Annotated in this window: 16 protein-coding genes; 5 read left to right on the forward strand and 11 right to left on the reverse strand. The window is 65.7% G+C overall.

The genetic code is table 11. The features are described 5' to 3' along the window. Nucleotides 1-157: 157 nt before the first annotated feature. Nucleotides 158-3,094, reverse strand: a complete 2,937-nt coding sequence (locus J8F10_RS22015; protein WP_210657471.1) for a pilus assembly protein TadG-related protein — start codon at nt 3,092-3,094, stop codon at nt 158-160. Between the two features lie 625 nt (nt 3,095-3,719). Then, the gene (locus J8F10_RS22020; RefSeq protein ID WP_210657473.1) at nt 3,720-4,214 is read right to left on the reverse strand and encodes a Clp protease N-terminal domain-containing protein; all 495 of its coding nucleotides are present in this window, start codon (nt 4,212-4,214) and stop codon (nt 3,720-3,722) included. Between the two features lie 302 nt (nt 4,215-4,516). Here J8F10_RS22020 and J8F10_RS22025 point away from each other — a divergent pair, with 302 nt between their 5' ends. Further along, entirely contained in the window at nt 4,517-5,410 is an 894-nt protein-coding gene (locus J8F10_RS22025) for a hypothetical protein (protein WP_210657475.1), read from the forward strand. 42 nt (nt 5,411-5,452) lie between these two features. Here J8F10_RS22025 and rdgB read toward each other — a convergent pair whose 3' ends face one another. Continuing rightward, entirely contained in the window at nt 5,453-6,067 is a 615-nt protein-coding gene (rdgB, locus tag J8F10_RS22030; RefSeq protein ID WP_210657477.1) for an RdgB/HAM1 family non-canonical purine NTP pyrophosphatase, read from the reverse strand. Between the two features lie 87 nt (nt 6,068-6,154). On the opposite strand from rdgB, the gene J8F10_RS22035 reads away from it, so the two are divergent. Next, a complete protein-coding gene (locus tag J8F10_RS22035; RefSeq protein ID WP_210657479.1) occupies nt 6,155-6,334 on the forward strand; it encodes a hypothetical protein in 180 nt (59 codons plus the stop codon). 16 nt (nt 6,335-6,350) lie between these two features. Then, nucleotides 6,351-7,652, forward strand: coding sequence for an acyltransferase family protein (locus J8F10_RS22040; protein WP_210657481.1), 1,302 nt, complete (start codon nt 6,351-6,353; stop codon nt 7,650-7,652). Nucleotides 7,653-7,677: 25 nt separating this feature from the next. Here the strand turns inward: J8F10_RS22040 and J8F10_RS22045 are convergent, their stop codons facing one another. Both J8F10_RS22045 and J8F10_RS22050 read right to left on the reverse strand, forming a co-directional pair. Further along, entirely contained in the window at nt 7,678-8,835 is a 1,158-nt protein-coding gene (locus J8F10_RS22045) for a serine hydrolase domain-containing protein (protein WP_210657483.1), read from the reverse strand. A gap of 168 nt (nt 8,836-9,003) precedes the next feature. Next, the gene (locus J8F10_RS22050) at nt 9,004-9,309 is read right to left on the reverse strand and encodes a hypothetical protein (RefSeq protein WP_246523485.1); all 306 of its coding nucleotides are present in this window, start codon (nt 9,307-9,309) and stop codon (nt 9,004-9,006) included. Nucleotides 9,310-9,631: 322 nt separating this feature from the next. Between J8F10_RS22050 and J8F10_RS22055 the strand changes: the two genes are divergently transcribed. Next, nucleotides 9,632-11,056, forward strand: a complete 1,425-nt coding sequence (locus J8F10_RS22055; RefSeq protein ID WP_210657487.1) for a trypsin-like peptidase domain-containing protein — start codon at nt 9,632-9,634, stop codon at nt 11,054-11,056. Nucleotides 11,057-11,142: 86 nt separating this feature from the next. Here J8F10_RS22055 and J8F10_RS22060 read toward each other — a convergent pair whose 3' ends face one another. The 3 genes from J8F10_RS22060 to J8F10_RS22070 all read right to left on the reverse strand — a co-directional run bounded on the left by J8F10_RS22060 (nt 11,143) and on the right by J8F10_RS22070 (nt 14,964). Beyond that, on the reverse strand, nt 11,143-12,630 hold the full coding sequence (locus J8F10_RS22060) for a DUF4339 domain-containing protein (protein WP_210657488.1): 1,488 nt from the start codon (nt 12,628-12,630) through the stop codon (nt 11,143-11,145). A 145-nt stretch (nt 12,631-12,775) separates the two neighbouring features. Beyond that, a complete protein-coding gene (locus J8F10_RS22065) occupies nt 12,776-13,426 on the reverse strand; it encodes a TIGR03067 domain-containing protein (RefSeq protein ID WP_210657490.1) in 651 nt (216 codons plus the stop codon). A 248-nt stretch (nt 13,427-13,674) separates the two neighbouring features. After that, nucleotides 13,675-14,964 carry an NADH-quinone oxidoreductase subunit D gene (locus tag J8F10_RS22070; protein ID WP_210657492.1) on the reverse strand — a complete coding sequence of 430 codons (1,290 nt, stop codon included), beginning with the start codon at nt 14,962-14,964 and terminating at the stop codon, nt 13,675-13,677. A 239-nt stretch (nt 14,965-15,203) separates the two neighbouring features. Between J8F10_RS22070 and J8F10_RS22075 the strand changes: the two genes are divergently transcribed. Then, the gene (locus J8F10_RS22075) at nt 15,204-16,064 is read left to right on the forward strand and encodes a tetratricopeptide repeat protein (protein ID WP_210657494.1); all 861 of its coding nucleotides are present in this window, start codon (nt 15,204-15,206) and stop codon (nt 16,062-16,064) included. A 59-nt stretch (nt 16,065-16,123) separates the two neighbouring features. Here J8F10_RS22075 and J8F10_RS22080 read toward each other — a convergent pair whose 3' ends face one another. The 3 genes from J8F10_RS22080 to J8F10_RS22090 are packed head-to-tail and all read right to left on the reverse strand — an operon-like array spanning nt 16,124 to nt 20,465. Continuing rightward, the gene (locus J8F10_RS22080) at nt 16,124-17,554 is read right to left on the reverse strand and encodes a J domain-containing protein (RefSeq protein ID WP_210657496.1); all 1,431 of its coding nucleotides are present in this window, start codon (nt 17,552-17,554) and stop codon (nt 16,124-16,126) included. Further along, entirely contained in the window at nt 17,554-18,726 is a 1,173-nt protein-coding gene (locus tag J8F10_RS22085; protein WP_210657498.1) for a hypothetical protein, read from the reverse strand. The genes J8F10_RS22080 and J8F10_RS22085 overlap by 1 nt, the downstream gene beginning before the upstream one ends. Further along, entirely contained in the window at nt 18,723-20,465 is a 1,743-nt protein-coding gene (locus tag J8F10_RS22090) for an Hsp70 family protein (protein ID WP_210657500.1), read from the reverse strand. The genes J8F10_RS22085 and J8F10_RS22090 overlap by 4 nt, the downstream gene beginning before the upstream one ends.

The following is a 20,465-nucleotide window of genomic DNA, read 5'->3' on the forward strand; positions in this document are numbered from 1 at the left end:
CTTACGATTGGAAGAAACCAAGAACACAGGGCGGGCGCCCTGTGCTACGAACGACGGCCCCTCCGGGGCGAAGACCAAACCAATCATGGTTTTGCCTTCGCCCCGGAGGGGCCGTCGTTCGTAGCACAGGGCGCCCGCCCTGTGTATTCAGGGACATTTACTCGATCAGCACAACGGACACGCCGCTCTGGAAGATGCGCTCGAGGCAGTCCCGCATACGGGTGATGCGCTGGTCGTAGGGGCCGGTGATGGTCTGCGCGTCCGGGAGTGTGGTGGCCCCCACCGTGCCGGTGCCGCCGTACTCCGCGCACTTCGCGAGGAACGCCTGGGCATCGTCTCGGTAAGTGGCGCTCGGGGCGAGTTCCGCATCGAACAGGTCCCCGAACGCGATCGGGTACACGCGGGCCTGGGCGTTGGGCAGGCTCAACCCGCTGTCCGCTCCGGCGCCGGAGGTGGTCGCGGTTGCGGCCATTTGCTTCACCGTCTGCTTAATCACGTTGTAGGCGTGATTGATCCCGGTCGTGTTGCCGTTGCTGCCGCTCGTAACACCGCCGAGCGTGTAGTACGAGTTGTACCCGCGCTGGACGAACGTCGGGGTGCGGTAACTGTTCGGTACCCCGTCCGTCTCGAAGATAATGATCTTCTGTGCCCCACGGCGCCCGTTCCCGGTCCCCACCGACTGTGCGGCCGAGATGGTGGACGGGGACAACACGTTGAAGGCGTAGGCCAACCCGGTCTGCGGGTCGGTGCTGCCGCCCGCGTTCGGGATGTCGGCGTCGTCGTGGCCGGTCAGCGAGGACGTCGTGTACGGGCGGACCTCGGTCGTAACGTTTCCGCCGTTGATCGTCGTGAGCAGTTGCTTCGGGTAGAACAGGGCGTTCTTGAGAGCCTGGAAGTTCTGACCGAGCGGCCAGCGGACGCTGTTGTGCTGCGAGGCCGCGAAGAACACGAGCCCGGCGAAGTCGTTCGGGTGGTTGTTCTTCACGTCGTCGAGCACCGAGTTCATCCCGGCCTTGAGCTGCCAGCAGTGGGCCTCGTTGCACGTCCCGGGGAGCCAGTTCCCGATGGACGAGGCCGTGTCCCCCATTGTGAGGAAATTGACCATGCTCAGCGGCCCGAACCACATGTTCAGGCGCGGGCGCCGCGGGCTGTCGGTGTACCGCATGTACGGGCGGGTCGCCGACTCGAGGATCGTTTGCCACGAAAACTTGTAGTTGGTCAGGTCGCTGCCGGTGATCGTCGCCGTGCTGGAACTCCAACTGTCGGCCCCGCCGTACAGGTTCCCGGTCCCGCTATAACTGCCGATCCCGAGAACGAAATCGATGTAGCTCTTCCAAAACCCTTTGTCGAACTTCTCCTGGGTGGTGCCGGTGCCGGTGTCCACGTCGTTCGGGATGGACGAGTAGTACAGTACCCGCCCGGCCCGCAGATTCGGCGGCAGCACCTGCGGACCGCTCTTGATCCACTTCAGGACGGCCGCGTAGTTGACCTGGGTTCCGCTCGTCGCGGTGACCGTCTGGCCCGACGAGCCGGTGTTCAGGATGGTCTCATTGATGTGGTCGACACTACCCGCCGTGTTCGTGGTGTTATTGTCCACTTGCGGATCGAGTGCGCCACCAGATTTGTTGTAGAAGAACCGCCGGCGCCAATCGCCCCCGGCCGCTTGAGCCATGTCCGGCGCCCGCGGGTCGGGCGGCCAGACGTAGAACGTCTTACCCCAGTACCCCGGCCCCATCGAGTACCCCACGAACCGGTCGGCCGCGGGCACCAGAATGTTGTTCAACGTACTGAGGTTCGCGAGCAGGTAGGTCGCCGGGTTCGTCGGGCCGTTCGATCCGCGGTACGTGCGGTATTTGCTGATGTCGAGGTCGTACCCGTAGGTTTCCCAGAGCGGGTCACGGAAGTTGAGCCAGTCGGTCGAGAACGCCGGGCTGACGCCGCTCGTCGGCGGGTTCGACCCGGTGTACCCCAGGAGGTCCGCGGCGTGGTACGCGGCCCGCGTCGCAGCGCCGCTCGTGGACCACGTCGTTTCCGTCTTGTCGATTTTGCCGTCGCCCCGGCGCCACCGGTCGCCGGCGTAAGTGATCCCGGCGGAATCCGTCATTGATGCGTAGAAGGCCGGGGCCGGCACCGGCCCCTTCGGGTTCGCCTCGTTGCCCTTGTGCGTCGGGTCGTACCCGGTCCAGGTGTACGTCGGGGCGGTGTAGTTGGTCGAGTCGGCACCGCTCTCCGACGGGGACCAGCGGTGAAACGCGTTCAGCAGGTTCGGGCTGCCGTCGGCCTTCGTGGTGAGCGGGTAAGCCACCGTTGCCGGGGAGTTGATGTTGCTCGGGTCGAAGTAGAAGTTGCGGATGATCGGCGGGCCGCCGGGGGTGGCGATGCTGTAGTTGTTCCGCGGGATCGCTTCGCCGTTGCCGTTCGCGAGGTTCGCCGAGGCGATGAGCACACTCTGCCGGGACACGTAGTGGCCCGCGACCGGCACCATCGGGTCCGGGTTCATCGACTGGCTGTTGTTATTGAACGTGCTGCTGTACGCCATCGACCCGGTCATGTCGAGCACGAACGCGATGTCGCGCGGGCGGTAGACCGCGGTGGCCGTGGCCCCGCTGGGCATCGAGTTCACGCCGAACACGCGCATGAAGTACGTGGGCTGCGCCACGGTAATGGTGATGCGCAGGGCGGTCCACGAGCCGCTGGCCGGGGCCGAACCCGCGCCGGAGGTCACGGTCGCCCAATTGCTCACCTGGAACGTCTGACTCGTCGGGTTGTACAGGTACTGGCCCGCTTCGATTTTGCTCACCTGGGCGCTGGTGAAGTTCCCGCTCAGGAGCGGGTTACTCGTCGTCGACCCCTTGGCCGCCGTCACCGCCGCCGGGAGGTTGCTGTAGAGCACCCCGTCCTTGTTGTTCAGCGTCCGCGTGCCCACCAGCGCGGCGACGTCGGCCGCGTTCTGGCTCTGGGTCCGCGCCACCGCCAGCATGCCGAGGTCCACCGCCAGCGCGACGAACCCGAACAGACCGATCAGACACACCCCCAGCAGTGGCAGAATGGACCCGCGCCGGTCCGCCCGGTACCCGGAATTCGCGATTCTCATAAGCGTGGCGCTCCCGACCGCAGGCGCGGCCCATCGAGGCATTATCAGATGTGGGCAACCTAGTTCACGCGCGGGTGCGGCGCCGGGATGCTGTGGGCGAAAAATGCGGATTCTGAGGATTAGGCCGGGGCATGAGGGGGATTCGGACAACCCTCGTCAGGGGCGAAGGCGCGTGTTGAGGTCGGAGTGTGAGTGGAACGGTCGAAGACCGGAGCCGAGAATGACCGCCGCTCGAAGCATTGATTTGGAATTACGTATACTATCGCATATAATTGGGATAGGTGGAATTTGAGTTTTTGTGAGACCCCTGTAGCGAGCCGCAGCCGCAAGGGAGCGGGGCGCAGCTCTTGCGGCTGCGGCTCGCCCAACCCGCTACGACGACCCCGAAATGAGACTAAATGGGTGTGGAAATGGTGGCGGTGTTAGCGATTGTTAGCACAAGTTAGTGTTTGGCGCGAGGGTACAAGGCGGGCGTGTAGTGCCGAAACGCTTGAAATGTCAGTGGCTGATGACTTCCTTACCCGGCAATCAGCCCGAGCAGGCCTCAAATGTTAGCAATTGTTAGCCCAGTCGGTGCGGGCGCCGAGAGGGGAACCGTTACTTCGCAGATCCGGGGGTGCTCGCACTATTTGATCGGTGCGTCTCGTTCGGCCAGCACCGCGAGTTCGGTCAACTTCGCGGCGGTGACGCCGATCCGCTCGAAGCACTCGGCGACGATGCTGTTGGGAGTGGTGAACAGGGTGATGAGCAGGTCCATCGGGGTCACGACCCCGCGCCCGCAGTCGCAGGCCCGACCGTGGGCGTCGCGGACCAAGCGGATCACGTTATCGGAGAGGAATTCGCGATTGAGCAGCAGGGGCGGAACGGGTTCGGCGTGGGCTTGGTGAAACAGGTCGCGGAACTGGTCGAGGAGCCCGGGCAGATCGGCCCCGAGCTTCCCGGCCCACTTGAACACCCCGGAGTCCGGGGCGGCCAGTAGGCCCATGAACAGGTGCGGGGTCCGCACGCTGTCCCAGTTCGTGGCGCGGGTGTGCCCGAGGGCCTCGCGCAAAACGCGCGTCGTGGCTTCGTCCAGAATGTCCGGGCGGAGCCGACCGCTTGGCAGGAAAATGTCGTCCACGTTTTGGACCCGTTCCCATCTCGGACTGTGGCTGGGCGTGTGCCCGTAGGGCAACGTTTCGGGTGTAGCGAACCGCCCGAAGTGTGAGGTGATTATGTCGCGCCGCTCTCCAACCCGCAAGACGGGCTGTTCAGACACGCGATACTTTTTCCTTGCCCGCCCGTATGTTCCGGCCGACCATGAATCGCGCCACGCGAAAACTTAAGTTTCAGGGGTCCAGGTTTCAAAGGTCCGAGTTGAAGGCAAAATCAGGACTTGGCACCGAATCCCTTGGAACTCTGGAACTTTAAGAGGAGTTTCCCATGCAGCGCCGGGTGCGGGTGGTGGTCGGATTGGTGCTGGCCTCCGGGCTGGCCGGGGCGTTCGTGCGAGCGGCCGATGCGCCGACCGAGGCCACAGTCACCGACGCCGAGGGCCGGGACGTGAAAGTATCCGGGCTGAAATTCGGCACCGGTACCCGCCGGCTCGCGTGGGCGGGCGACCCGGCCGGCGCCACCGAGGAGGCGAAGAAAGGCCCGCTCGTAATCGAGCTCCGCGAGCCGCACTCCACCACACTCCTAAAAGGGATCATCACTTACGTCCCCGTCAACTCGATCGAATCGATCAAGTACGACTACGACAAGCAGGTCGCGTCGGTGGCGGTGAAGGGGTTACCGGAACCGCTCGCGGGCACCCTCCAGTACCGGGGCATCAACGTGCTCGGCTTCGAGGGCTCGGTGGACGACAAGGTGACCCGGTTCAGCGGCGGCGCGTTCACAAAGGGAAACATCAAGGCGGTCGCGTTCGCGGGTGCGACACCGTTTGCGGCGAAGAAGGGAACGGGCTCCTGGCTGGTCCAGATCGATCAGCCGAAGGCCGAGAACCCGACCCTCAAGGCGGGTAACTTCAAGTTCCTCTACCAGTACCCGGGCGGTGTCGAGGTGCTGACGGATGCCGCCACCGTGCGCAAGGGCGATCCGCTCAAACTCGACGACGCGATGAAAACGTTCGTGCCGCTCGCGGTGGATCAGAACACCCACATGGCGGCGATCGAAGTTCAGATCGGCGACACGGAAAAGGTTGTGGTGGTCCCGCAGCAGGTCGAGAAAGACGGCAAGGCCGGCGTACTCATGGGGCTCGTTGGTGAGGTGGACGCCGGGTGGAAACTGTTTCCGCTGCACTCCATTAAAGGCATGAAGCGCCCCAGGAGGGACTGATAAGGTGCCCGCGAACCGAGCACGCGCGAGAAGCTACGCGACTCACGCGAGCGATTCGCCCCGCGCCAGGCGCTCCAGCACCGGACGCAGTTCGGCGAACGCCTTCGCGCGGTGGCTCATCTGCTGCTTGACCTCGGGGGCGAGTTCACCGAACGTCTTCCCGTGTTCCGGTACGAGAAACAGCGGGTCGTACCCGAAGCCGCCGGCCCCGCGGCGCTCGGCCACGATCGTCCCGTGGCACCGCCCCTCGGCCGATGCGACGACCTTACCCGTCGGGTCGGAGAGTACCGCGGTGCTGACGTAGTACGCGGACCGGTCCGCATCGGTGAGAGCGGCCATCTCGCGCAGGAGCTTGTCGTTATTGGCCTGATCGTCGCCGTGCGTCCCCGCGTACCGGGCCGAGTACACGCCGGGCGCGCCGCCGAGAGCGGGTACGCACAACCCGCTGTCTTCGCCGATCACCCACGCGCCCAGTACCGGCGCGAGCTGCGTCGCCTTGAGCGCCGCGTTCCCGACGAAGGTGTCGGCGGTTTCCTCAACTTCCGGTGCGTCGGGGTACGGGGTGAGGTCCGTGAGGTCCAAATTCAGGTCGCCGAGCAGTGCGACCATTTCCTTGAGCTTCTTCTTGTTGCGACTGCCGATTACGACGCGGATCATTGCGGCCTTCCGTGTGGAGAGCGTTCACACAACGCACTATATTGTCCCAACTGCACCGGCCGAAGACCAACAGAACCAGGGTGGCACGTGGCACAGATCGCCCTTCTCGCTGTGGCCGTGGGAATGCTTTTCGTTGGCGTCCAGGGGCTCCGCGGGGTGCCGGATTCCAACGGCAAGAAGACGAGTCCGGCGGTCGCGATCGTGTGCCTGCTCCTCGCCGCCGGGTTGGTCGTGTTCGCGCTCCTGGTGCTCCCCAATTTGTTCTGACAGCGAGCCGCACGCGATGCCCGCGCAGCACGACCGGTACCACGCACTGGACAGCCTCCGCGGGTTCGCCATGTTCCTCGGCGTGGTGCTGCACGCCGCGCTCTCGTTCGCGACGCACCCGCCGGCCTTCTGGCCCGTGCGCGACAACGACCCGAGCGCGCTCGGGGACGTGTTCCTGTTCGCGGTCCACACGTTCCGCATGCAGGCGTTCTTCCTGCTCGCGGGGTTCTTCGGCTGCCTGCTCTACAAGCGGTACGGGCTCGGCGGAATGGTGCGGCACCGCGTCAAACGGGTGGCGATCCCGTTCGCCCTCTCGGTGGCGCTGATTACCCCCACCGTCATGGGCGCGTTTCTTTACACCGAACTGGAGAACACCCGCACCCAGGGAGTTCCCGAAGGCGCTTCTGCGCCGCGCCGGTTCGCGAGCGATCTGATCGCAGCGAACCCGGAGAGTGGTAGCGTTGCGATCCTCGCGGAACAGTTCCTCTCCGGGACGTACTTGTCGCTGGTACCGCTCGGGCACCTGTGGTTCCTCTACTACCTGCTCTACTTCTACGCCGCGGTGGTTCTGCTCGCGCCCGTCCTCGGTAGGCTCACCGGGACGCGGGCACTCGCGGCTATCGATGGGGCGTTCGGCCGCTTGATTGAGGGGCGCTGGCGCGTGTTGGTCCCCGCACTCGCGACGGTACCGGCCCTCCTCACCATGAAGACGTGGGTCGGTGACACGCCGCTCAAGTGGAGGCCAGAAGCGCAGATCCTGGCCTACTATTTCGGGTTCTTCGCGTTCGGCTGGATGCTGTACCGGCACCGTGCACTCGTGTCCGCGTTCGGGCGCGGGTGGCGATCCAACCTCGGTATCGCGAACGTGCTCGTACTGCCGGTCGGTTTGGGAACGCTGTTCACCGGGTTGAAAGCCGCGGAAGCCGGTGCCGACGGCGTGTTCGTGTGGAAGCTCGCAGCGTTCGCGTCGCAGGCCGCGTACACGTGGCTCATGATCGTGGGGTTGTGGGGCGCGTTCCTGCACTACTTCTCGCGCGAACGGGCGTGGGCGCGGTACCTCGCGGACGCCTCGTACTGGTGCTATCTCGCGAGCATCACGCCCATCGTGCTGCTCCAGTTCTGGGTGAAGGACTGGCCGCTGCCGGGACTGGTGAAGTGGGCGCTCGTGAGCGCGGGGGCGATGGGTGGCCTGCTCCTGAGCTACGACTGGTTCGTGCGGTACACCTTCATTGGCGCAATTCTGAACGGGCGCAAAACACGGGTGCGAACAGAAGTGGCGGCACCCGCGCCGGCTGCGATTGCCGAGACTCGCGGGTGAATCGCTGTTTCACGCGGCCGGAGGGTCACTTCTTCCCGAGGGCCGCGGCGACGATCGTTCCGACTTCGCGGCGCAGGGGAGTGGCGTTGCCCTTATCGTCCGGGTGAACGCGGTTCGCCAGAACGATGACAGCCGTTTTCGTGCCCGGATCGACCCACGCGCTCGTTCCGGTGAACCCGGTGTGGCCGTACCCCTCGCCCTTTTTGAACAGGTTGCCGCGCGGGGCCGAGTACGCCGTGTCGACGTCCCACCCGAACGAGCGCGAGCCCTTCGTTTCGCCGCCCTTCGTCACAGGTACGCCCAGCGCGTGCGGTTCGGTGAACAACTTCACGGTCTTCGCGTCGAGAACGCGGGTGCCATCGAGCTCCCCGTCCCGGAGCAGCATGCGACAATAGCGGACCATGTCGTCGACCGTGGAGAACAGCCCCGCGTGCCCGGCCACCCCGTTCATTTTGAACGCGCGGGGGTCGTGGACCTCGCCGAGAATGATTTTGCCGTCGCGAAGGCCGGTGGGTGCGACGCGCTTTTTGAGTGCCTCGGCGGGGGTGAAAGTCGTGTCGGTCATCTTCAGCGGATCGAACACGTGCTTCTTCGCGAACTGATCCAACGGCGTTCCACCGATCCTCTCGACCAGTTCGCCGAGCACGATGAACCCCACGTCGCTGTACTTGAACCGCGTCCCGGCGGGCGCTTCGAGCTTCAGCCCCGCGATGTGTTCGAGCGCCTTGGCGCGGCCATTCGCGAAGTCCTTGAGGTCGTTGTCCGCGGTCAACCCCGAGGTGTGCAGCAGCAGGTGCTCAACGGTGACCTTCTCCTTGCCGTTGGCCGCGAACTCCGGCCAGTGCTTGCTCACGAGGTCTTCGGGCTTCAGTTTTCCTTGTTGAATCAGCAGCATGACCGAAGTGCCCGTCGCCACGGGCTTGGTAAGGGAGGCCATGTCGAAAACGGTATCGGTCGTCATCGCGACCTCATCGGGCTTCACCGCGCGCTTACCGAACGCTTTGCGGTACGCGACCGTATCCGCGTGAACTACGACCACCACGGCACCGGGGCACTCGCCGCGACTGATCGCGGATTCGACCGCGGTGTCGATCTTCGCGAGCTGATCTTTGTCGATGTCCGCGGCGCGCGTAACGAGGGGCAACGCGAATAGTGCAAGAAACGTAGAAGCGACACGAAACATGAAAGACGTTCTCCGTGGGAACACAAGGAGCACGGGGCTTCCGCACTGTGCTACGAAAGGTGACCCCTCCGAGGCGAAGGCAGAGAATCCTCTACCGCGGAGCGGCTGGCAGCTTTAAGCACCGGGCGGAAGCCCTGGGGAATGTTCTGAAATTGGCAGCAACTCGTCTCATTCCAGACTGGATAACAATCCCTGCATTTCGCCCTGTGCGTGCGTGTCCCCGGCTTTGCGGGCCACATCAACGCCCTGCGCGAGAACCGCACACGCTTCCTCGGTGCGATCGAGCCGCGCGAGCGCCTGCCCGCACTGGAGGAACGCCGGGACGTAGGGCTCCGCCGCGGTGCGGGCGATGAGGTCGCGGAGCACGGTCACGCACTCCGCGTCGTCGCCGGCGCTGGAGTGTTCCATTGCCAGGCCGTACCGCAGGAACGCATCGTTCGGGTCTTCGGCCAAGAGTGCCTCGATCTGTGCCATACGTGCGGTTCGGGCCATGTGCGCGTGCGCTCCGGAATTGGATTGCGGCCGGCCGCGAGAGAATGCCTCAAGTCGCCGGCGCACGTTCACCCTACTTGCTCCGGCTCCGGGCGACAACGCGCGGTACGACCGGTCCAGTCCGCACGGCTTGCGAATCCGGCTAACCGTTCCGTTCGCGCCACCGGGTATGCGCGGCGCAAATATGTCACGGACGGGCCGCGGTGCGAGTTCCTTGTGCCCGCAGCGTGTAGCCGCTCGCGCCGGGATTCCGAACAGAAGGGTGCAGTCGAAGGAAGGATTCCGCCGCTGGCACGGGGGCCACATGCGTTCGGTGACAATCACCTCGTTATTACGGTTCACGCGCCACCGGCTCTTGGTGCCGGCCGCACTCCTGGCCGGGGCCGCGGGACTGGCCGCGCTCACGCCCGTGTTCTCCGACCCGCCCCCGACGGTTCACGCCGGCGAGCGCAGTATCACGCCCGGTAAGCGGCGCGATCAGGTCGTTGATGTGTACGAGCGGCTCAAGCCGGCCGTTGTGAACATTCACAGCGAGCGCACGGTCGCGGCCCCGGGCGACGACCCGTTCCGCCCCGCCGGGCAGCCCCAGCGCGTCAACGGCATGGGCACGGGCATCGTGCTCGACGGGCGCGGGTACATCCTTACCAACTTCCACGTCGTCGACGACGTGAGCACCCTCCGCGTTCGGCTGCACGACGGGGGCAGTTACACCGCCCGCATCATCTCGACCGACAAGGAAGCGGACCTCGCGCTCATCAAGATCGACGTGCCGAAGGCGCTCCCGGTCATCGGCCTCGGCACGTCGTCCGACCTGATGGTGGGCGAATCGGTCATCGCGATCGGCAACGCCTTCGGCTACGAGCACTCGGTGACCGACGGGCGCGTGTCGTTCAAGGGCCGTGACGTGTCGCTGAACAAGGACATGGGCTACAAGGGGCTGATCCAGACGAGTGCGCCGATCAACCCGGGTAACTCCGGCGGGCCGCTCCTGAACGTGCTCGGTGAAGTGGTCGGGGTGAACGTCGCGATCCGCGCCGGGGCACAGAACATCGGGTTCGCGCTGCCGGTCGATGCGGTCATCCCCCGCGCCGCGGACCTGATCGGGGTCCGACGCAAGCTCGGAATTCGTCACGGGCTGCTGCTCCGCGACCAGGTCGCACGCGAAGAAACCGAGAGTGTCTCGAAGCGCACCGTGAGCGTGGAGCAGGTGGAGGCGAACTCGCCCGCCGCTACCGCGGGCTTCAAGGTGGGCGACGTGCTCGACCGGGTGGACGACGTGACCGTCGTGACGTCCATCGACTTCGAGCGCGGGCTGATCGATCGGGCGGCCGGGGCCAAGATCCCGGTGAAGGTGGTCCGCGCGGGCGCCGCGACCGACCTGGACATCACGCTCCAGGCCGGGCCAAGGGTACCGGTGATCGCGAACGACGCGGTGTGGAAGAAATTGGGCGTGAAGGTGGCCCCGGTCGGGGCGGACGCGGTCGCCAAGGCGAACCCGCAGCTCCGCGGCGGGTTGCAAATTACGGACGTCGCGGTCGGGAGCGTCGCGGCCACGGCCGGCATGCAAAAAGGTGACGTACTGGTCGGCCTCCACTTGTGGGAAACGCTCAACCTCGACAACGTCACCTTCGTTCTGAACCACAAAGACTTGCCCACGTTCCTGCCGCTGAAATACTTCGTCGCCCGCGAGGGCAAACTAAAGGACGGCTTAATCACGAACGTCCCGTAAGGACCGAACTATCAGGGAAGCACCCTCCTCGCGCCGCCTCGGGTCTCGCCGCCCGGGGCGGTGGCGTTTTTTGGTGCTGCACACTTTCAGCGCGGCAGAACGGCCGAGCCGAGGCCGGTCATGGTGCGGTCGAACCCGGCCGCCTCCGGGGACGCGGCAAACGCCCGTTCCTCGCGCCATACCGATAGGGCGATCCGCAACAGGAGGTCGGAGAAGAATACCGTGAGGAACAGCGAGCGCCCGATGTAGTCGATCCAGATCTTGTGCAGGTCGAGCGTCCAGGGGCGGGCGATCGCGTCCTTGCTGAAGCCGAGGACCGCTCGACCCATGAAGTTGGCCGTGAACAGGTAAATGAGCATCAGCCCCGCGCCCGTCGCGATGAGGGCGAAGACGATGAAGGACGTGCGGGCGATCGCGGTTCGCTCCGCCGCCGACGTGAGCGGCCGCGTGAACAGGTCGAACTTGGTGAAGTACACCAGCGGCGCGCCGATCCACAACACCAGCCCCATAACGAGCAGCACGTTACTCGCGACGTGGTAGAGCACCACGAACGTCGCCAGCGTGAGCAGCACGCACAACGGCACGCTCGTGACCAGCCCCCAGCCGGGGACCAGTGACTCGGGCAGGAACAGCTTCGTCCGCACGCACGCACGGGCCACCGCGGGCAGCAGCGACAGGACCGCGGGCATGAGCGCGATGTAGAACGTGACACCCATGACGATGCCGAAGATCGTGCGCTGGACTTCCGCCGCGCCCACGCTCTCGCTCTTGTCGATCTTCAAGTCGAGGAGCCACTCGGTGGGGGTGAATGCGATTACCAGCGGCACCGCGAACGATACCAGCCCGCCGCCCAGAACCCACTTCGTGGAGAGCGCGAGGCGGTCGTAGGTGAGCGCGCCGAGTACCGCGGCGACCGGCAGCGCGAACAGCGCCAGCGCCAGAACGTACTGCAACAGAATCCCGAACGCGCTCAGGACCTCGCGGTCCTCTTTGCTCATGGCGAGCGCGTTGATGAGGCCGAACAGTGCGGCGAACGTACACGGTACGGCCGCGACGAACAGCACCGATCGGCGCCACACGGCCAACTTGCGCGCGGTCGCGTCCATGACCCCGGCCGCGGTCAGCTTCGCGCCCTCTTCTGTCGTCGGGGCGATCGCGGACGGGTCCGGCTCGATCGCGCGCCGGACGAAGACCTGCGCCAGCGCGACCAGTTCGGTGACCCGATCGCCCCCACCCGGCCCGGCCGAGCGCTTCCGCGGGGATGGGGGCGAGTCGTCATCGAGCGAAAGCACTTCCGCGACGGGGACGATGGCCCGCGTCGTCGCGGAAGCGCTCGGCCGCGGGGCCAGCGGGACGAGCGCGTAAGTGTTCTCTTCGGGCGGGCTCGGAACGGGTTCCAGCGCCGCGGATAACAGCCCGGCGACGGTCCGCGCGGCAACCCAGTCCGGGGCGCCCTCCTGCCACACCAGGTCGGCCGGCCCCAGTTTCCCGGCTCCCGCTACGGCCTTCAGCTCCGCGAAGGTCACCGGGCCGACCCGGTCCCCGTTGACGACGTAATACCAGACGGATTCCATGTATCCCTACAAGTGGAATGGTGACGAGAGGAAATCGAGGGGCTGAATATACCGGCGCGCGGTTGTGCGCGGCAAGGGATACCAATAACGGCGGCGCGGGCCTCCCACCGGGGAGGCCCGCGCCGCGCGTGAATTCGGGGACGGTTTACTTCATCTTTTCGAGGTTCAGCACGTACCGGGCCGAGCCTTTGGGGGCGGTGAAGTCGGTCGGCCGCTTCTTGTCGTCATAGCTGATGCAGATTCTGAGTTTATCGCCATCGAGCTGGTAGATCGCGGCATTCTTGAGGGCGGTCGTCTTGGTTTTCGTCTTACCACGGGACCGGATCTTGTCGGTCGAGGTGATCGGCTTGCCGGCGTCGTCCACGTAGGTCAGGTCCAACTGTTTCGGCTCTTTGTCCAACGTGACGGCCATCTTCTGGCGGAGGAACACTTCTTCCTTCCCGTCCTTGTTGATGTACACGAAACGCATGACGTCGCCCTCGATCACGTAGTAGCTGTTCGGTTCGGGGGCGTCCTCATCGTCGTCGCCACTCCGGGACGCGAGCTTCCATTTGCCCTGGAGCTTGTCCTGTTCGGCCTTGAGCGCGGCTTGTTCCGCCTCGGTCTGCTGCTTGGACTTGCACCCGGTGAGAGCTAGGGGCACTGCGCACAGCGCAACAACGAACAAATACTTCAACATCACATCACCACAAGGAGTTAGGCACCGGGCCGGAGTGTCCGGCGCTGAAGCCCGCACCAGCGCGGGCTTCTCGAAGAACGGGGCACGCCCTTCTGATCGCTTCAGCCGACCGCGCACACAGTCGGACTCGGCGGTGTAACCACCGAGCGAAGCGAGAACTGGCCGTGGGCGTTACAGGACGAGGCGGGGAAAATTGGTGCGCGCTGCCGCGGGCGCGGCTCCGCAGCGGCTAATGATTTCCGACCCGGGACGTGTTCCGAGATTGGTTCAAACGCGACGTGATGTCCGGGCGCCGCTGGGCCGACCCGGACCGATTCGAGTGTGAAGGTGCGCGGGGTTTTGTTTCCCGCAGCGCGTTCTGTGACTTACCGATCGATTTCGCCCATCACCACATCAATGCTCCCCACGATCGCCGGCACGTCGGCGATGAGGCACCCGCGGCACAGTTCGCCCGTGACACTCAGGTTCGCGAAGCAACTCGACCGCGCCCGCACGCGGAGCGGCACGTTCTCCTTGGCCGGGCGCCCGACGACGTGGAAGCCCATCTGCCCGCGCGGGCACTCCGTCTCCACGTAACACTCGCCCGGGTTGAGTTGACGCGGCGGCTCGACGCGGTGTGCGTATTTCGTCTTGAGCAGGTCGGCTAACTTCGCATCGTCCTTCTTGGCGTCGTCGGCCGAGAGCGTGGGCTTGCGCGTCGCGAACTCGGCTTTCACCCGCTCGCCCTCGGCGTGGAGCGCGTCGTACTTCACGATTGCTTGTTCCACGATCTTGATAGCCTCCAGCACTTCGAGCATTCGCACGTAGAACCGGTGCCAGCAGTCGCCGATCACCGCGCCGGCCGGCGCGCGATCGTAGGGCGGGAGCGGCACATCGAACTGGTACTGCTCGTAACCCGAATACGGCTCCGTCTTGCGGAGATCCCAGTCCGGGTCGCCCTTCGTGCGGTCGAGCGACGCCCGCAGCATCGGGCCGGTGCAGCCGTAGTCGAGGGCCATCTCTTTCGAGAGCACGCCGATGCCCGCCGTGCGCTTCACGAAAATGTGATTGTCCGTGAGGAGCGCGTGGTACTCGGGGATGCGCGGTTTGAAGTATTCGAGAAACGTTTTCACCCGCGTGGTGAACCCCGCGGGGAGGTCGTCGTGCGCGCCACCGATGGTGAGGTAGCTGTAAGTGAGCCGGGCGCCGCACACGTCTTCAAAAAGGTCGAGGATGTGCTCGCGCTCGCGGAAGGCGTAGAGGAACGGCGAGAACGTGCCGAGATCGAGGCCGTAGGCGCCCATCCCCACGAGGTGCGACGCGATCCGGTTCAATTCACAAATCAGCACGCGAATGACTTGCGCCTTTTCGGGGATCTTCAACCCGCACAGTTTCTCGACGGCGAGCGAGTACCCGAGATTCATGTTCATCCCGGCGAGATAATCCATCCGGTCCGTGTACGGGATGAACTGGATCGGCGTCACGTTCTCGCCGATCTTCTCCGCGCACCGGTGCAGGTAGCCGAGGTGCGGGGTCACCTCTGAAATGACCTCGCCGTCGGTGCGCAACACGAGCCGGAGCACCCCGTGCGTGCTCGGGTGCTGCGGCCCCATGTTGACGAGCATTTCGTCGGTGCGGACGTCGAACTCGATAACGGTGGGATCTTCGGGGGGCATAGTGGAGAGACTCGGCCTGTTGAGCGGCGACGCGCGTATGAGAGTGATGGTATCATTGGCTCGATCAGAAATCAGGAGTGTTCCCATATTGCCGTGTGCCCCTTCGTCGCGCGTGGTGCGCGATTTCGGCGTCACCTCCCCCCGACTGTTCGACCGAGAACGTCCGCGCTACCGGCACCGAGGATTTGACACCGGCCGGAACGGGTGCTTCATTTGGGGCGCCCATTCTGAGGTGAACTATGCTCCGGCAGTTTCTGCGCGCGGCTCTCGGAGCCGCGCTGATCCTTCCCATCGCCGCGTGTTCGGGGTCCGTCGAGAGCTCCACGCCGTCGCAGGCCGTTTCGGAGCCGCCACTGGACCCGGCCCAGGTCGCGAAGGAAAACGAGTACCGCGAACAGGTGGAAGCGGGACAGAAGGCGCTCGACGCCAAAAACACCGACGCCGCAATCGCGCACTTCGAGAAGGCCGTAGCCGCGAAAGAAAAGGGGTTCGAGGCGCAACTGGCTCTCGGCCGGGCGTATGCGGCCAAGAAGAACGACGAGAAGGCGATCAAGACTTACGGTGTGGCCCAGGCCGCGAACCCGCGGGCGAGCGAAACTTACCTCGAACGCGCCGTGCTCCTCGAACGCGCCGGGCGGCTCGAAGCCGCGCGGACCGAGTACACGCAACTGATCGGCCAGGAACTGGAACCCGGCTTGACCGCGAAAGCGTACTGGCTCCGCAGCGACCTGGCCGACCGACTCGGCAAACGCACGGACTACCGTTTCGACCGCGAACAGGCGATGAAACTCGAGCCCGACTTCGCCGCGAAGGTGAAGGGCGGGGACGTGCTGGTGGTCAACAACAGCGGGTCGTCGTTCGCGCTCAAGGTCGAGCAATACGAGGCGCCAGACGGGGCCGAATGCGTGCTCCCGAAGGGGTACCAGTTCCAGGTTTCCGGCAACACGTCGGTGTACCTGACGTACCAGGGGAAGCCGGTCACCGCGCGCTCGATCCGGTTCACCATCATGGCGAACGAAAAGTCGCGGCAGTACACGATGACCTACGCGAAGGGCATGTCGCTCGAAGTCCCCATCAACGAAGCCGACGTCCCGCGCTAACCCCGGGACTCGGCGGGTGGCTTTGCCACTCGACTGGTAACACGACGCGAAGCGCTCATTCAGCCGAGGGCAACAACGGTTCTGTACACCAACCGCAGCGTGTCGTCGGCCTGAACGTGTCGGACGAGGGCACGGGTCGCGGGGTGCGGATCGACCAGGCACGCCGTCGTCAACTCTTCCGGGTCGATTCGCTCGGCCAACAGGAACCGCAGGAGCGGTTCGCGGGTGCGATAGTACTCAAGCACCGGTGTTCGCGACAAATGCGTGCGAACCAACCCGCGCACGAGCGCTGGCGGGTAGGCGTCCCGGTGCCCGCTGCGCGCGTTCAGGAGCCGCTCGAAGGCCGTGAGCAACGTTCGCTCGTAGTTCGCGCCCACTTCGATGTCGCACGCCCGTAGTGCCCGAGCCGGGTCGCCAGCCGCCCACGCGATCGCGTCCGTCAGTGCCTTCCGCTCGGCTTCGGGACCGATCCGGGTCGCGGCCAACACCAAGCGAATCGGCTCCGGGATGCGGGCCGCTCGCAGGTCGGTGAAAATCAACTGGCGCTCGTCGAGCTGATCGAACGCCCAACTGTGGCTCAATTCCAGGTGCTTCAAGTCCGCCAACAATTCGCGCCCCCGCGCCAGCAAGCTCCGGTCACTCATCGCACGGGCGCATAAATCCACCAGGTAAGACAACCACGCGCTCTCGTCGAGATTGGGCGCGCGACGCGCGAGAGTCGTCAGGTCGCTGTGAACGGCGGCCCAACTCGCGTCCCGGGACGCCGCGAGCCGCGCGGTGGCGATCGTGAGCACGTTCGTACCACTCGCGCCGGGAACTTCGAGTAACTGCCCATACGGGCCGCCGAGCGCGGCACCCGGGTCGGCGGCGAGTTCGCGCCGGTACAGCTCGACCGCCGGCCCGCGCAACCGGGCGCGGGTCAATGCGGCCGCGAGCCAGTCGTGTCGCGTGCGGTTGTCGTCCAGTGTCGGGCGGAGCGCGAGCAGCCAGTACAGTCGTAACGGGAGGTCGGCCCGATCCGGGTGCGCGTCCGCGAGTGCTAGCAGTGCGGCGTAGGCATCGGCCCATGCCCCGGCCACCGCGTCGCCCCACGCCGCTTCCACCGGGTCGCGGTGCGCCGGGTACACCGGCGGGTCGATGTGCGTTTCGTGCGGGGCGCGCTTGGGCGAATCGACGGGCGCCTCGTGCGGCACGCTCGCGGGCGGCTCGAGCGGCGCGGGAGGCGGGCTGACGGGATCGAGCGGGAAGTCGCGAAACGTGTCGCGCACCGGGGGCGCGTCGCGGTACCAGCGGCTCATTTCGATGGCCGCTTCGTAGGCCTCCCGGATGCGCCGAAATTCTTCCGGCGCGTGCTCCGGTTTGTACTTCCGAATGAGTCGCGTGTACGCGCGTTTTAGATCGGTCTCACTCACCGACCGCGGGACGCCCAGCAGGGCGAACGGGTCGGTCGGCCAGTCGCGCGGGTCGTCGGGTAGGGGCGGGGCGTCCATCAGTTCGGGTCGGTTGTGATGGGGTAGTCACCGGGTTTGGTCGGTTTTCCGGCTTTGACCCAGAACTCGTAGAAAACCGGTTTCGAGCCGGTCATCGTTTGGTCGTATTCCTGACACACCCGAATGAGTGCGGAATCGAACGAAAAGATCGGACGAAACGGCGGCGGCGGTTTCGTACCAGACGCGCCCGGGCGCCCGATGGACTCCCACACACTGTAGATGGCCGGGGGGCGCGTGTCGCGCCCGGCCGCTTTCTCGCGCTCGTACCGCTCGCAGTCTGCAATTTCAAAGGGGGTAAACGAGGGAGCCGGCTTGAGAGGCAGCGAAAGATTCGTCGGCGGAGTGTACATTGGAATTCTGATTGGTGGCACCTTGAGTTTGACGCCCTCGCTGTCCGGTTTCCGATCGGACCGGCCAGTGACCACACAGACCACGAACAAGCTAAACAGGATGCCTAAAAAGAGGAGCGGTAGTACCGACAGTTCACCCCTCGGGTCCGGTTTCCACTGTCCGCGCTTTCGCACGCGCGCGGCGAAGTCGGCGACATCGACCGAGGCCGAGGATCGTGGCCGCGGGGCGGCCGTTACCCCCTCGACCAGCTCGGTCAGATCACCGGCGCGCCCGAGTGCCGCGTAGAGTTGTGCGTCGAGGGGGACCAGACTAGGTGCGTCGCGCAACACTACTTTCAGAGCGGCGCGCCATTGTCCCATATTGGTTGCGTTTTCGATCAACCACGTGTTGCGGCGAATCGCGCGGTCGCGCGGGGGCATCAGGAACAGTACGCGAAACAGTGCGGCCAACTCGACCGCGAGCGGGTCCGTCAACGACGGCGTGGGTACGTCGAGACCGGGTTCCAGGTCGCGCAAGCGGGCCGGAGGCGCCCCGCGGCGCGACAGCTCCGCCCACGTCGTTAACCGCTCGGCCGGCTCCAGTCTCCAGTAATTGTCTGCGAGCAATTCTATCTCGTCGCGGAGCATCTGTTCCACGGTAGAATCGGGACCGACCGGGAGCGCGGACCCGGTCAGCGCGTTGACAGCCGCGGCCCGCTCCGGCGGTGGCAGGAAGTCGTCGCCGGGCAGCGCGCGGAGGAAGTGCGCGAGCGCCACGTCGGTGGGTGCGCCGACCGGTACGGACAGGTGCTCGGCCCACCGTGAGCGCGGGTCGGCGGTCATCGTTCACCCCCGTTCGGGTCGTCGCCGTGCGGGTCGTAGAGGGTCAGGAATCGCTCCAGCTCTTCGCGGTGCGAGGCGATCACGGCCGCGTCCTGTTTCTCCATCGCGGCCTCGAACCCGTCGAGTAGCCCGCCGAGCACGTCGCGCTGTTCGGCCGGGAGTTCTTTGAACACGCGCTCGGCCCGGAGCAGGACGAACCGATTGGCTTCCTCGTCGCGGGGGTGCGCCTTGAGCTTCTCCATCGCCGCGACCGCTGCACGAACCTGCGCGTCACTCATGCCCTGCGCGTGGCGCGCGATCACGTGCGACACCTTCTGCTTCGTGGCCACGATCGTTGCTTCGACTTCGAGCACGCCGTTGAGGTCGTAGGTGAAGCGGATATCCACGGGCTGGTTCGCCGGTCCGAGCGGGATGCCGCGGACCTCGAACTCGCCGAGGGCCAGGTTATCGTCAACCCGGCGCGACTCGCCCTGGTACACGCGAACGAGGAGTATCGTCTGGTTCGGGTGCGTGGTGGAGTAGCGCTTCACCCGGCTGACCGGGATGGTCGTGTTGCGGTCGATCACGGGGTCGAAGTACCCGTCGCGCAGGTCGCCACCGAGGTGCTTGGAGATCGCGACCCCGAGCGTGAACGGGGCCACGTCGGTGACGACCAGTTCTTCGACCGCGGCGGCGCGGCCGACGAGCGCCGCCTGCACCGCGGCGCCCAGCGCAACGACCTCGTCCGGGTTCAGCCGGTGCCGCGGCTCTTTGCCGAGTAGTTCGGTCACGCGCTTGACGACGAGCGGCATCCGGGTCGCGCCGCCCACGAGAATCACCTCGTCGATCTGGTCGCGGGTGAACTTCGCGTCGCCGAGCACGCGGCGGATCGGCAATTCGGCGCGCGCCAGGGTGGGGGACACCCACGATTCCAGTTGCTCGCGGGTGACGACCACTTCGGGCGCGTCCGCCGGGAACTCGCCCTTCGTATCGGGAATGCGGACAGTCACCGTTTCTTCGCGGCTCAGGACGCACTTGGCGCGCTCGCACTGTTGAACGAGCCGCGACACGCGATTGGGCGTGCGGGCTTCCGCCTGCTCGTAGGACACGCCGACGGTGCCGAGGAGCCGCGAGGCGAACGCGCGGGTGAAGTCCTCGCCGCCCAGCGCGCTCTCGCCGCTCGACGCTTTCACTTCGAGTGTGCCCTCGAACAGTTCCACCACGGACACGTCGAACGTGCCGCCGCCGAGGTCGAACACGAGGAGCTTCTTGTCCGCGCCCGCGTCGTGGAACCCGTAGGCGATGGCCGCCGCGGTCGGCTCGTTCAGGATGCGCTCGACCGTCCAGCCCGCGATCTTGCCGGCCGCGATGGTCGCCTTCCGCTGGCGGTCGTTGAAGTACGCGGGGACCGTAATGACCGCGCGGGAGACGGGGTGACCGAAGAACGCTTCCGCATCGGCTTTTAGCGCGCGGAGCACGAGCCCGGAGAGTTCCTCCGGTGTAAATTCGCGCCCCGCCGCGGTGAGCTTGTGGTCGGTGCCCATGTACCGCTTGAACAGGTTAGCGCACCGCTCCGGGTGGAGAACTTGCAGCTCCTTCGCCGCCGCACCGACGAGTACCCTGTTGGATTCGTCCACTCCGACGACCGAGGGCGTGAGCCGGCCGCCGATCGCGTTCGGGATGATTTGCGGACCGTCCGAACCGAGAAACGCGGCGGCCGAGTTCGTCGTACCGAGGTCGATGCCGATGACCGGGTCCAT

The sequence above is a fragment of the Gemmata palustris genome, from assembly GCF_017939745.1.
GTDB lineage: Bacteria > Planctomycetota > Planctomycetia > Gemmatales > Gemmataceae > Gemmata > Gemmata palustris.